Origin of the sequence: Microbacterium sp. CPCC 204701, assembly GCF_004010105.1 — a bacterium.
Taxonomy (GTDB): domain Bacteria; phylum Actinomycetota; class Actinomycetes; order Actinomycetales; family Microbacteriaceae; genus Microbacterium.
This window is the reverse complement of sequence record NZ_RRYE01000060.1, coordinates 1-11,958: the sequence shown is the minus strand read 5'-3', so window position 1 is coordinate 11,958 and position 11,958 is coordinate 1. Positions and strand designations below refer to the sequence as shown.

13 protein-coding genes are annotated in these 11,958 nt (G+C 70.4%); 10 read left to right on the top strand and 3 right to left on the bottom strand.

Annotation, left to right across the window (positions count from 1 at the left end; all coding sequences use genetic code 11):
- The 5 genes from EIO58_RS06170 to EIO58_RS06150 all read left to right on the top strand — a co-directional run.
- The coding region (locus EIO58_RS06170) for a type II secretion system F family protein (RefSeq protein ID WP_127818772.1) at positions 1-677 on the top strand (677 nt) is incomplete at its 5' end.
- A 26-nt stretch (positions 678-703) separates the two neighbouring features.
- Positions 704-898, top strand: coding sequence for a hypothetical protein (locus EIO58_RS06165; protein WP_127818775.1), 195 nt, complete (start codon positions 704-706; stop codon positions 896-898).
- A 4-nt stretch (positions 899-902) separates the two neighbouring features.
- Positions 903-1,313, top strand: coding sequence for a TadE/TadG family type IV pilus assembly protein (locus tag EIO58_RS06160; RefSeq protein WP_240658604.1), 411 nt, complete (start codon positions 903-905; stop codon positions 1,311-1,313).
- The gene (locus EIO58_RS06155; protein WP_127818771.1) at positions 1,288-1,761 is read left to right on the top strand and encodes a TadE/TadG family type IV pilus assembly protein; all 474 of its coding nucleotides are present in this window, start codon (positions 1,288-1,290) and stop codon (positions 1,759-1,761) included. The genes EIO58_RS06160 and EIO58_RS06155 overlap by 26 nt, the downstream gene beginning before the upstream one ends.
- 5 nt (positions 1,762-1,766) lie before the next feature.
- Positions 1,767-2,195 carry a pilus assembly protein TadG-related protein gene (locus tag EIO58_RS06150; RefSeq protein WP_127818770.1) on the top strand — a complete coding sequence of 143 codons (429 nt, stop codon included), beginning with the start codon at positions 1,767-1,769 and terminating at the stop codon, positions 2,193-2,195.
- Between the two features lie 15 nt (positions 2,196-2,210).
- Here the strand turns inward: EIO58_RS06150 and EIO58_RS06145 are convergent, their stop codons facing one another.
- Positions 2,211-2,555 (bottom strand): hypothetical protein, encoded by a 345-nt coding sequence (locus EIO58_RS06145; RefSeq protein WP_127818769.1) that lies wholly within the window; start codon positions 2,553-2,555, stop codon positions 2,211-2,213.
- 189 nt (positions 2,556-2,744) lie between these two features.
- Between EIO58_RS06145 and EIO58_RS06140 the strand changes: the two genes are divergently transcribed.
- Both EIO58_RS06140 and EIO58_RS19275 read left to right on the top strand, forming a co-directional pair.
- Complete coding sequence (locus tag EIO58_RS06140; RefSeq protein WP_240658603.1) at positions 2,745-3,308, top strand: RIO1 family regulatory kinase/ATPase domain-containing protein; 564 nt, start codon at positions 2,745-2,747, stop codon at positions 3,306-3,308.
- Complete coding sequence (locus EIO58_RS19275) at positions 3,305-3,577, top strand: RIO1 family regulatory kinase/ATPase domain-containing protein (protein WP_240658606.1); 273 nt, start codon at positions 3,305-3,307, stop codon at positions 3,575-3,577. Before EIO58_RS06140 ends, EIO58_RS19275 begins: the two co-directional genes overlap by 4 nt.
- A 61-nt stretch (positions 3,578-3,638) precedes the next feature.
- Here the strand turns inward: EIO58_RS19275 and EIO58_RS06135 are convergent, their stop codons facing one another.
- Positions 3,639-7,490 (bottom strand): S8 family serine peptidase, encoded by a 3,852-nt coding sequence (locus EIO58_RS06135; protein WP_127818768.1) that lies wholly within the window; start codon positions 7,488-7,490, stop codon positions 3,639-3,641.
- A gap of 82 nt (positions 7,491-7,572) precedes the next feature.
- On the opposite strand from EIO58_RS06135, the gene EIO58_RS06130 reads away from it, so the two are divergent.
- Positions 7,573-8,592, top strand: a complete 1,020-nt coding sequence (locus tag EIO58_RS06130; RefSeq protein ID WP_240658602.1) for a transcriptional regulator TrmB — start codon at positions 7,573-7,575, stop codon at positions 8,590-8,592.
- A 4-nt stretch (positions 8,593-8,596) separates the two neighbouring features.
- On the opposite strand, the gene EIO58_RS06125 is transcribed toward EIO58_RS06130, so the two are convergent.
- Positions 8,597-9,880 carry an MFS transporter gene (locus EIO58_RS06125; protein ID WP_127818767.1) on the bottom strand — a complete coding sequence of 428 codons (1,284 nt, stop codon included), beginning with the start codon at positions 9,878-9,880 and terminating at the stop codon, positions 8,597-8,599.
- 20 nt (positions 9,881-9,900) lie between these two features.
- Between EIO58_RS06125 and prfB the strand changes: the two genes are divergently transcribed.
- Both prfB and ftsE read left to right on the top strand, forming a co-directional pair.
- Positions 9,901-11,007, top strand: coding sequence for a peptide chain release factor 2 (gene prfB, locus EIO58_RS06120; RefSeq protein ID WP_127818766.1), 1,107 nt, complete (start codon positions 9,901-9,903; stop codon positions 11,005-11,007).
- Between the two features lie 68 nt (positions 11,008-11,075).
- Positions 11,076-11,958 (top strand): cell division ATP-binding protein FtsE (ftsE, locus tag EIO58_RS06115; RefSeq protein ID WP_240658601.1); only part of this gene is annotated, 883 nt, incomplete at its 3' end.

Below are 11,958 nucleotides of genomic sequence, written 5' to 3'. Positions count from 1 at the left end.
CGCTCGCACGGCGCCTCCGGCGCGCCGCGTGGACCATCGACACGGCGCAGTTCCGCGCACGCCAGCTGGCGTGGGCGATCGGCGGTCTCGCCGTGGGCGGGGCGCTCGTCGTGGTCCTCGTGCTCGTCGGGAACGCCACGCCGACCCTCGGACTCGTCCCGGTCCTGGCGGCGGTGGGCGCGGCGCTCGCGTACGACGCATGGCTCGCTCGAGCCGCCCGGGCACGCGTCGCGCGTATCGAGGACGAGCTCCCGACGGTCCTGGAGTTCCTGGCGCTGTGCCTGTCGGCCGGTGAAGGCGTCCTGGATGCGCTCCGCCGCGTCAGCGAGATCGGAGCGGGCGACCTGACGGCCGAGCTCCGCGGCGTCGTCGTCGCCGTCGGCACCGGCTCGGCTCTGTCGGAGTCCCTGAGCGGTCTCGCCGGCCGTCTCGATGTCGCCGGCCTGTCCCGCGCCGTGGACCAGCTCGTCGCCGCCCTCGACCGCGGCGCCCCGCTCGCGCACGTGCTGCACGCTCAGGCCCTCGACGCGCGCGAGGACGCCAAACGGGGACTCATCGAGCGGGCCGGGCGCAAGGAGATCTACATGCTCGTTCCGCTGGTTTTCCTGATCCTGCCGCTGAGCGTCCTGTTCGCGGTCTTCCCGGGCATCTTCATGCTCCGGCTGGGCCTCGGCTGAACTCGAAAGGAGAACACATGTCAACCATGCGAATTCCGAGGATCCTCCGCCGGTTCCGCGGATCCGCCGCCGACCTCGCCGCCGACGAGCGCGGTGACGTCCCCGGCTGGGTCCTCATCACGCTCATGACCGCGGGGCTCGTCGTCGTGATCTGGGCGCTCGCCGGCCCCGCGCTCGCGAGCCTCTTCGAGCAGGCGATCGAGCGGGTCTCGGGTTTCTGAGCACGTGCGCGGCATCCGTGCGCGCCTGGCGGCGACGTTCCATGGCGACGAGGGCTCGAGTCCCGTCGAGTTCGTGCTCGTCGGGACCCTGCTCACAGTGCTGACCCTCGGCGTGCTGCAGCTCGGACTCGCGGTGTACGTGCGCAACGTCGTGCACGACGCCGCCGTCGAGGGCGCCTACCATGCGGCCCTCGCCGACACGTCGCTCGACGACGGGGCGAGGCGCACGCGTAAGGTCGTCTCGCGCACGGTCGGCGAGGGGTACGCCGCGGACGTCACCGTGCGCGAGACCACCGTGCTCGGCCACGCCGCCGTCGAGGTGCGCGTGACGGCGACGCTGCCGCTGGTGGGTCTTCTCGGCGCTCCGCGCACCATGGAGGTGACCGCGAATGCACCCGTCGAGTCGTTCGACTGATCTCGCGCCCGACGCCGAAGAGGATTCCGAGCGCGGATCCGCGGCGCTCGAATTCATCCTCGTCGGTCTGCTGATGCTGGTGCCCTTGGTCTACCTGATCGTCTCGCTCGGACTGATCCAGGAGCAGTCGCTCGGAGCAGAAGCGGCGGCACGGCACGTCGCCCGAGCGATGTCGACGGCGACCGGAGTCGACGACGCACGTCAGCGCGCGGACCGAGTGCTGGCGTCGGTCGCCGCGCAGTACGGGCTCGACGACGTCGACATCGCCATCGCGTGCTCGCCATCCGGCGCTCCCTGCCCGGCCGCAGGCGCCACGCTCGCGGTGACGGTCGCCACCCGTGTCACGCTCCCGCTCGTTCCACCCGTGCTCGGCCTCGACGAGGTCGCGGCGATCCCGATCGAAGCCACCGCCGCGCACAGAGTGACGAGATTCTGGGGGTCACCGTGATCCGCGTGCCGAACCGTCTCGCGGCCGACGGCTCCGATGAGGAGGGCAGCGTCCTCATCCTCACCCTCGGCTATGCGGTGCTGGCGCTGGTCGCGGTGCTCATCTGCACCGCCGCCACGAGCCTCTATCTCGCGCACAAGCGTCTCGACGCCGTTGCCGATGCCGCCGCCCTCGCGGCAGCGGACGGCTTCGAGCTGACGATCGCGGACGGTGAGCCCGTCGCGGCACTCATCGACGCGGACGTGCGCGCGCAGGCCGAGCTGATGGTCGCCCAGATCGGCGGGGAGGCGACCCTCGTCTCGGCTGAGACCCCCGACGGTGTCTCAGCGCGCGTCACGGTCGCCGGGGCGTGGCATCCGCCGGTCGTGACGATCTTCGTGCCCGACGGCATCGCACTGGAGGCGACGGCCACGAGTCGCACCGCACTGAGGTGAGCCGACGGATGCCGCCTACCAGCCGTGTGCGTTGAACCACTCGCCGCGACGCCGGGCCTCGGCACCCGTCTCCGCCGCGTCGGTCGTGTCGTGCTCGACGAGGGCGCCGGCGTCGTCGAGGGGTACGAACCGCAGGCACACGGGGCAGAGCGCTCGGCCGTGCGGGTAGCCGTCGGCAAGAGGGGCAGCCGGCTCGCCGGGCTCGCCCGACCCGGCGCAGCGCAGCGCGTCGGCTCCCGACTCCGTCCACATGATCGTGCGGTGCCGGTGGAGCCCCACGTGGCCGAGCGGACGCGTGCAGCGGCGACCCTTGCTGCGGCTGCGGCAGAAGTGCACCACCCCGGCGTCCGAACCCTCCATGCCGACGAACCTAACGCGTGCGCGATCGAAGCGCGTGCCGCTAGAGTGATCCGCGAATCGGTGCGCCGCACGCCGACCGAAAGGAGGAAGCCATGACGGTCTTTGCCGTGTCCTGCGTCTCTTCCCCTTCCCACGAGGTCGCCCCGACCGATTGACACAGCGGTGGCCTCCTGTCTTGGAGTCCCACCGATGTCATCACTGCGCTTCGACGCATCGTTCCACCCTGCGCCACCGGAGCTCGAGCCGGGTCCCGATCAACGCTGGTCGACCTGGCCGTCGTCGCCGCCGACGCAGCGCGGCCCGCTTCCGCATCCGGACTGGCTCGTGACCGCCGCAGCCGCGTTCGACACCGAGCTCGGCGTCGTCAAGACCGGCAAGGAAGCCGACGTGCATCTCATCGAGCGCGCCATCCCCGGCGAGGACGGCTGCCTGCTCGCCGCGAAACGGTACCGGGGCTCGCATCACAGCAACTTCCATCGCTCCGACAGCTACGAAGAGGGGCGCGCGGTTCGCAACACGCGCGACGGGCGCGCCATCCAGCGCAAGTCGGCCTACGGGCGCAGCGTCGCCGCCGGCCACTGGGCGGGCAGCGAGTTCGCGGCGCTCTCGCGCGCGTGGCAGGCCGGGGTTCCCGTGCCCTACCCCGTGCAGGTGAGCGACACCGAGGTGCTGATGGAGTTCATCGGCGATGGCCGCACCGCCGCACCGCCGCACCGCGCGTCGCGCAGTCCCGCCATCGCGGCGATGAACTGACGGATGCCTACGCCCAGGTCGTCGCGATCCTCGAGGCGTTCGCCCGCGCCGGCTTCGCGCACGGCGATCTCTCGCCCTACAATCTGCTCGACCACGACGGGCGGATCGTCGTCATCGACCTGCCGCAGATCGTCGACGTCGCCGCGAACCCGCAGGGAATGGATTTTCTCCACCGCGACGTCGTCAATGTGTCGACGTGGTTCGCCCGGCGCGGCCGGGAGAACGATCCGGAGGAGCTCTTCACGCACCTCATCGGCATGCTGTGGTGATGCCGCCAGACGGCGGTGGGCCCACCCGCCGAAGCGGATGGGCCCACCGGCCGCTGTGACGTCAGCGGCGCGCGCCCTTGGCGGGTGCGACCTCGAACGCCTTCTCGATCTCTTGCGAGAACGTGTTGCCCGCGGCGTCGGTCGCGGTCACCCGGAGGTCGACCCAGCCGCCCTGGTCGGAGACCGGGATCTGCGCCGAGAAGCCGCTGACCCATGCCCGCGAGGTGGCGAAGATGTCGTCGCGACCCTCGACGGGGCCGGCCGGGGCATCCGTCTTCGCCGTCTTCAGCGCGATCGTCGTCCACTTGCCGCCCGCAGTGCGGGCTTCGAGCGTCGCTTCGGTGATCGCTCCCGCCGGAGCGGTGCCGTCGACGTGACCCAGTTCGAGGCCGAACTCGATCGCCGAGCCCTTGCGCCGGCCCTCGCCCGCGATGTTCTCGGCGTTGACGTCGACGTCGTAGTACGCCGAGATCATCGGGAGGAACGAGTAGGTCCAATCCCCGAGGTAGCCCTCGGAGCGGAACGTCCACTCGCTCACAGTCCGGGTCGAGCCCTTCAGGTGCGAGCCGTCGTGCGTCGCGGTGTTCACCACGCGCCACTCCTGCTCGCCGTCCGGGAGCGCGAACACGGTGGTCCCCTGATTGTCGGAGTGCTTCACGAGCTCTCCGTCGATATAGACGTCGGTGAGCTGCTGCACCGTTGCCGGCTGCATCCAGGTGTCGAACGTCCCGGTACGGTCTGCGTCTCCGCCATCGGCCCAACTCGGAATGTTCACCTGGGTGTAGTCCGAGACGCGATACGACGACCAGTACCCGACGCCGAGGTTCGGTCGCACGATGCCGCCAAAGTACTCCGACGTGGTCTTCTCGCCAGATGTGTACGTGCGCAGCCTGTCGCGCATCTCCCACCCGACCGACTGAACCGTGACGTTCTGCCTCCAGCCGATGTCGCCGGAGTTCACCCACTCGGTGCGGCCGGAGCCGCGCTGCGCGCGGAAGGGTGCCCCGAGGCTGTAGTCGGAACCTGGCACGAAGTCAGAGCGCCATTCGCCCAGGAGCTCCTGCTGGCCGTGGTAGGTGGTCTCGACCCGTGCGAGCCCCTCGGGACGATAGTCGAGCTCTGCCGGGATCTCGCCGGCGGCGTGGAAGGCGATGTCGTACGTCGTGTCGGCGTACGCGGCGCCGGCGACCTTCAGCTTCACCTTCTTCTTGTTCGCGATCTGCTCGAGCAGCTCTCGTCCTTCGATGCCGCTGACGGCAGCCACCGGCAGGGGCGCATCCGTCGTCCAGTCGTCCGACCCCGCCCACGCGCTCAGCTCCCGGTCGGCGTCGTTCACGACGAGCAGCAGGCGAGCGCCCGCCGCGACCGCATTGGCGGCACGGGTTCCCGGCGTGACGTCGTCGGAGCGGACGACGACCGCGATCTTGCCCTCGGCGTCGACCCGCGCGAAGTCGTCCGCGCCGCCTGTGCCGGCGTCGACGGCGACTGCGGTGTAGGAGTCGTCGAGGATCGCCGAGCCGGCCTGCTGAATGAGGTCCAGCGGCTGCTTGCCGTCGGTGATCGTCAGCATCGGCTCCCACAGGCGCCAGCGGGTGACGAAGTCGTCGACGTCGTCCATGGGCTGGGCCCACAGTTCGTCGACCCACACGGCCATCATCGCGCTCGTGACGAAGCCTCCGACGCTCACGTCCATGCGACGGAACACCGCTTCGACATCGGCGTCGCCGACGTCCACCGAGACCGGCTTCGCGCCGCGCGCGTCGAGCGCGACCGCGACATCCTCGGAAAGGTCGATCGCCGGGTCGCCGACGACGACGTTCGCGATGGTGTCGGGCGTTCGGTCGAGCTCCATGAAGGCCAGCACCGCATAGTCGCCCTCGAGGAGGCGAAGCGTGGTCTCGCCCTCGACGTAGATGGGCTCCGCGAACTGATGCTCCTCGTTCCACAGCATCGCGTACGTGCTGGCCGGGTTTCCGTCGAAGTCGGTCGCGGTGAGGGTGAGGTCGTACCGCTCGGCCTCGGCGATCGTGCCGAGCGCCGTGCGCGTGACGGGCTCCCCGTCGACCGAGCCGACGAGCGCTCCCGACAGCTGAGTGCCCGCGGGCACCTTCGCCGGGTCCACCGTGAGCGACACCGACCGGGCCTCGCCCGCGGGGATCGTCAGTTCGGTCGCGTCCATGGTCAGTGCGTCGTAGGCGATGTCGCCCGCCGAGAGGGGTCCAGGCTCGCCGCCGCCTGCCGAGGGCGTCGTGTCGTCCAGCGTCGCCTCGAGCGACACCGTGATCTCGGCATCCGTCCGGTTCGTGTACTCGACGACTTGCTCGACCGCCGTCGGCTCCTCGCCCCACGACAGCATGCCGAAGTCACCTGAGCCTGTCGCGATGACGGGCGACTCGAGCGCCGCGTCCACGTCGATCACGCCGGTTCCGCCCTGGTACGGCGTGTAGGTGCCGCCGATGGCCGTGCTCGCGAGCGCCGCCTTGAGCTGTGCCGTCGTGTAGTCGGGGTTCGCCTCCAGCAGGATCGCGGCGGCGCCGGCCACATGAGGCGTCGCCATCGACGTGCCGCTCATGCCGATGTAGGCGCCCTCGCCGCCGCTGTCTGCGGAGCGTGCAGCCGTGACGTCATTGCCCGGGCCCATCACGTTCGGCTTGAGCGCCCCCGAGCCGGGCAGAGGACCTTGGCTCGAGAAGTACGACAGGTCGCCCGACGGATCGTCGACCGATCCGACGGTGAACGCCTGCTCGGCCGAGCCCGGCGCGCCGATCGACTCGGCCGAGCCGGCATTGCCGGCAGCGACGACGAACAGCGAACCGGTCTCTTCGGCGATCTGGTTGAGCGCCTCGGCCATCACGTCCTTGCCGTCGGAGGGCTGCGGCGAACCGAGGCTCATCGACACGATGGGGGCGTTCTGGCCGGCCCACTCCATCGCCTCGATGATCCAGGAGTCCTGGCCCCAGCCGGTCTGGTCGAGCACCTTGCCGACGAGCAGCTCGGCGCCGTCCGCGACGCCGCGGTGCGTGCCCTCGCTCGCGGCGCCGGTGCCGGCGATCGTCGAGGCGACATGCGTGCCGTGGCCGTTGGGGTCCCACGCGACCTCCTCGTCGGGCACGAAGCTCTTCGAGTCGCCGCGCACCCGGCCCTGCAGGTCGGGGTGCGTGTCGTCATAGCCGGTGTCGAGCACGGCGACGGTGACGCCCTCGCCGGTGTGGCCGTCCGCCCACGCCTCGGGGGCGTCGATGAAGTCCACGCTCGAGTCGAGAGTCGCCCGCACCTTGCCGTCGAGGTGGATGGCCTCGATGCCTCCGGCGAGACCGGGCGTCGCGTCCAGGCTGCGCGCACTCGGTGCGGCCGCGGTGAGTGCGCTCCATGCGGCAGCCGAGTCGTCGTGCCCGAGAGCGGCGGCTGCGCCGTCGATGCTCGGCAGCGCCGCCGTCACCTCGAGGCCGGGGAGCGGAGCCGAGAAGGTCTGCACCGAAGAAGCCTGCTCGACGATGAGCGGCGTGGCGTCGGCCGACGCGTCGTCGTAGCCGTACTCGATGAGCAGCGACACGTTGAAGAGGTCCGGGTCCAGCGCGCCGGAGGCGAGGTACGGGAGGGCCTGCTCGGGGAGTACGTGCAGCTCGCCCGCCGCCTCGTAGGTTCGGACGCCGGCGCCGGGAACTGCGGTGTCGATGTCGACCGTGTGGGTGCCGTCGCTCATGTCGGTGACCGTGACGCGGTCCCCCGTGATGAGGGTGACCGAGTGGGAGCTGCCGGCGACCGCCTCCGTGGATCCGGGGGGATCCTGAGGTGCGCTGGTCGCGGTCGCCGGCAGGGCGGTGACGCCGATTCCTGCGATCCCGATCGCCAGACCGCTGGTGGCGGCGACGATCGGGCGCAGGCGCCGGCGGAAGGGATGGGGTCTTGGCATGGGTGAGCCTCTCTTCGGATAGGGGAGATCCGTCCACGAACCTCTCACGGGCGCTCGCCTAGAGTGGTGGCGGAGAAACGACATGGCCACCATCCGCCAGGGGTCGCGGGCGATCATGGACGGCATGGGGAAGGCGACCGTGCTCGAGGCACTGGGACTGGATGAGGCGCACACCGCCGTCTATCGGTGCGTCCTCCAGCAGCCGTCCGCGTCCATGGCCGACGTCGCCGGCATGCTCAGCATGTCGCTGCCACGCGTCCGTCCCATCGTGGCCGAGCTCGAGCGCCTCGGGCTGCTCGCGCGTCAGGCGTCCCGCAGCGACCGGTTCGTGGCATCCCCGCCGTCGACGGCGCTTCGCCCGCTGCTGCTCGAGCGGGAGCGCGGCCTGACGCGCGCGCACGAGGCGCTCGTCGAGCTGAGCGACCTGTACCGCCGGTCGGCCGATCAGCGCAGCGTCGCCGACGTCGTGGATGTCGTGATCGGCGACGAGTCGGTGCGTCAGCGCATCGCGCAGCTCCAGGCCGCGTCGACGCAGCAGGTGCGCGTGCTCGTGCTCAACGAGATCGCGCTGGTGAGCGGTGAGGACAACATCGAGGAAGACCGCGCCCTCGCCCGCGGCGTGCGGTACCAGGTGATCATCGAGAGCGCAGTGCTCGAGAGGCCGGGATTCCTCACGGCCGCACGCGAGATGGCGCAGATCGGCGAAGAGATCCGGGTGCTTCCCATGCTCCCCACCCGCATGTTCATCGCCGACGATCAGATGGCGCTGGTGCCGATGCACTCTCAGGGCGGGGACGGCGGGTTCGGGGCGCTGCTGATCCATCCGAGCGGCCTGCTGGACCTCGTCATCTCGATGTTCGAGGAGTACTGGCGCACCGCGACCGAGTTCTTGCCGATCACACCGGCTCCCACCACCGACGACGACATCGACCGCGACCTGCTGCGGCTGCTGCTGCTGGGTGTGACGGATGCCGCGGCGGCGGGCCAGCTCGGAGTCTCGCTGCGGACCGTCCAGCGGCGCATCGCCGAGCTCATGCAGCGGGCCGAGGTGACCACGCGCATCCAGCTGGGCGCGGAGGCCGTTCGGCGCGCATGGGTGTGAGCCCTCAGGGCCGCGGCACGAACTTCGGGACCCAGCGCACGAATGCGAGGGCCCCGAGCAGCCCGATCGCGCCGACGACTCCCGTGGCGACCGGAAGGGTGGAGGCGGCCGCGATCGCCGAGACGAGAAGCGGCGAGACGGCGCCCCCGGCGTCGGTGAGCGTGCGCCACGACCCGAGGAACGGCGCCGGATCCTGCTTCGGGGCGACATCCGCGCCGAGCGTGAGCAGGATGCCGCTGGACAGGCCGTTGCCGACCCCCAGCACCGCCGCGAACAGGGCGAACCACATGGCAGACTGCGCCGAGTCGTGGGTGAAGGCGAGCGCGATGAAACCGGCGCCCATGAGCAGCATCGCCGGCAGCGCCGCCCATAGGCGGCCGAAGCGGTCCATCACCTGTCCGCTCGCGTAGAACAGGGCGAAGTCGATCGCCCCGGAGACGCCGACGACGAGTGCGATGGTCTGCGCGTCGAGCCCGATCGACACGCCCCACAGCGGCAGCACGACCTGGCGCGCCGAGCGGACGGCCGAGAGGGATGCCGCCGCCAGTCCGAGGCGCGACAGTACTCGGCGGAATCGCCACATCGTGCGGAACACGCCCTCGCGGCGGCCGCGGCCGAGCGGGATCGAGCCGGTGACGGGCTCGCCGGTGTCTTCTGCGACGGACGCGTCGCCTCGCTCCGCGGTGACGAACTGCCGCTCGGGATCCGGGCCCAGCAGCACGAGCAGGACCGTGGCCACGAGGCATCCGGCGAAGAACCAGATCGTGGCGTGTTCGTCGCCGAACACGGCCAGCAGTCCTGCCGCGACGAACGGACCTACGAACATGCCGAGGCGGAACGTTCCGCCCAGCAGCGACAGCGCGCGGGCGCGGAAGGACAGCGGCACACGCGTGGTCATGAACGAGTGGCGCGCGAGTCCGAACGCGGCGGCGCAGAATCCGATGAGGAACACCGCGAGCGCGAAGAGGCCGAGCGACGGCGCGAGTGCCAGCCCGACGACGCTGGCGAGGGCGACCGTTCCTCCGATCGCCATCGTCAGGCGCTCGCCGATGCGCGCGACGGCCCAGCCTGCCGGGAGGTTTCCGCAGAGCTGGCCGACCACGAGCGCCGAGGCGACGAGAGCCGCGGTGGCGACGTCCGCGCCGAGCTCGGCGGCGATCACCGGGATCAAGGGGATGACGGCGCCCTCGCCCAGCGCGAAGAGCACGGTCGGACCGTAGACCATCGGCCCGAAGCGCCGCAGCACGTCTTTCGCAGTGGGGGATCCGCGGCCATCGGTCACGTCCATCCACGTTAGTCTGGACTGTCATGCTCGACTTCGATCTGTCCGCCGATATCCAGGCCCTGCGCTCCACGTTCGCCGACATCACGGCCGTGGTCGACGTCGAGGCGCTCACCGCCGACATCGCACGCCTCAGCGAGGAGGCCGGCGCACCCGATCTGTGGGACGACGTCGAGAAGGCGCAGAAGATCACCAGTGCCCTCAGCCACCGTCAGACCGAGCTCAAGCGCCTCACCGACATCGAGCAGCGCCTCGACGACCTCGACGTACTGATCGAGCTCGCGAACGAGATGGACGACGAGGACTCCGCCGAAGAGGCCCGCCACGAACTCGCCGAGCTCGAAGACATCGTGAGCCAGCTCGAGGTGCAGACGCTCCTCGACGGCGAGTACGACGAACGATCCGCCGTCGTGACGATCCGCTCCGGCGCGGGCGGCGACGACGCCACCGACTTCGCCGAGATGCTCATGCGCATGTACCTGCGCTGGGCGGAGCGTCACAAGTACCCGGTCAAGGTCATGGACACCTCCTATGCCGAGGGCGCGGGCATCAAGTCGGCGACCTTCGAGGTCGACGCGCCGTACGCATACGGCACGCTGTCGGTCGAGGCGGGCACGCACCGCCTCGCGCGCATCAGCCCCTTCGGGTCGGCAGACAAGCGCCAGACCTCCTTCGCGGCGGTCGAGGTCATCCCGGTGATGGAGGAGGCCGTCGAGGTCGACATCCCCGAGAACGACCTGCGCGTCGATGTGTTCCGCTCGTCGGGCCCGGGTGGGCAGTCGGTCAACACGACGGACTCCGCCGTGCGCCTCACGCACCTCCCGACGGGCATCGTCGTCTCGATGCAGAACGAGAAGTCGCAGATCCAGAACCGCGCCGCCGCGATGCGCGTGCTGCAGACCCGCCTGCTGCTGCTTAAGCGCGAGGAGGAGGCCGCGAAGAAGAAGGAGCTCGCCGGCACCATCACGGCCAGCTGGGGCGATCAGATGCGCTCGTACTTCCTCTACGGCCAGCAGCTCGTCAAAGACCTTCGCACCGGCCACGAGGTCGGCAATCCGGCGACTGTGTTCGACGGCGACCTCGACGGTTTCATCGCGGCCGGCATCCGCTGGCGCAAGCGCAAGGACGACTGAGAACGGATGCCGCGGCCTCGGGTGTCGCTGGACGCCAAGAGGGGCCATCCGCATAGGCTCGTTAGGCCATGATCCGGTTCGAGAACGTCACGAAGCGCTTTCGCGGCACTGCGAAGCCCGCCCTGAGCGATGTCGACTTCGAAGTGCTGCGCGGGGAGTTCGTCTTCCTGGTGGGTGCCTCGGGCTCGGGCAAGTCGTCGTGCCTGCGACTGATCCTGCGGGAGGAAACGCCCAGCGAAGGCCGTGTCGTGGTCCTCGGCCGCGACCTGCGGACGCTGTCGAACCGCAAGGTTCCGTACTTCCGACGGCACGTCGGCGCGGTGTTCCAGGACTTCCGGCTGCTGCCGACCAAGACCGTGTTCCAGAACGTCGCCTTCACACTCCAGGTGATCGGCTCGTCCCGTGCGTTCATCCAGCAGGCGGTGCCGGAGGTATTGGCGCTGGTCGGACTCGCCGGCAAAGAGAAGCGGTTCCCGCACGAGCTCTCCGGCGGTGAGCAGCAGCGCGTCGCGATCGCCCGAGCCCTCGCCAACCGCCCGCAGATCCTGCTCGCGGACGAGCCGACCGGCAACCTCGACCCCGCGACATCCGTCGACATCATGCAGCTGCTCGCCCGCATCAACGCCGGCGGCACGACGGTCGTGATGGCGACGCACGAGGCCGGCTTCGTCGACCAGATGCAGCGGCGCGTGATCGAGCTGCGGCACGGCGAGATGGTGCGCGACGAGCGCCACGGCGGGTACGGCGACACCTCGGCGATCCCGAGCCTCGCGCCGGAGCCCGAGCGGGGAGCTGCGGCCGTCGCCGCGCTCACGGCGGTGCTCGAGCTGCACCGCGAGATCGTAGAGACGAGCTCGGCCGAGCCCGAGACCGCAGACACGGCAGCGGCGTCCACCGCCGAGCCGGAAGCGACGCCGCAGGCCGCGCCTCACGAGACGTCGACGGATGCCG

Bases quoted from the DNA above. Each gene is read 5' to 3' on its own strand.
- EIO58_RS06140 (WP_240658603.1), top strand. From the start codon at position 2,745: ATGTCATCACTGCGCTTCGACGCATCGTTCCACCCTGCGCCACCGGAG.
- EIO58_RS06165 (WP_127818775.1), top strand. From the start codon at position 704: ATGCGAATTCCGAGGATCCTCCGCCGGTTCCGCGGATCCGCCGCCGAC.
- prfB (WP_127818766.1), top strand. From the start codon at position 9,901: ATGCTCGACTTCGATCTGTCCGCCGATATCCAGGCCCTGCGCTCCACG.
- EIO58_RS06125 (WP_127818767.1), bottom strand. From the start codon at position 9,880: ATGGACGTGACCGATGGCCGCGGATCCCCCACTGCGAAAGACGTGCTG.
- EIO58_RS06135 (WP_127818768.1), bottom strand. From the start codon at position 7,490: ATGCCAAGACCCCATCCCTTCCGCCGGCGCCTGCGCCCGATCGTCGCC.
- EIO58_RS06130 (WP_240658602.1), top strand. From the start codon at position 7,573: ATGGCCACCATCCGCCAGGGGTCGCGGGCGATCATGGACGGCATGGGG.
- EIO58_RS06145 (WP_127818769.1), bottom strand. From the start codon at position 2,555: ATGGAGGGTTCGGACGCCGGGGTGGTGCACTTCTGCCGCAGCCGCAGC.
- EIO58_RS06155 (WP_127818771.1), top strand. From the start codon at position 1,288: ATGCACCCGTCGAGTCGTTCGACTGATCTCGCGCCCGACGCCGAAGAG.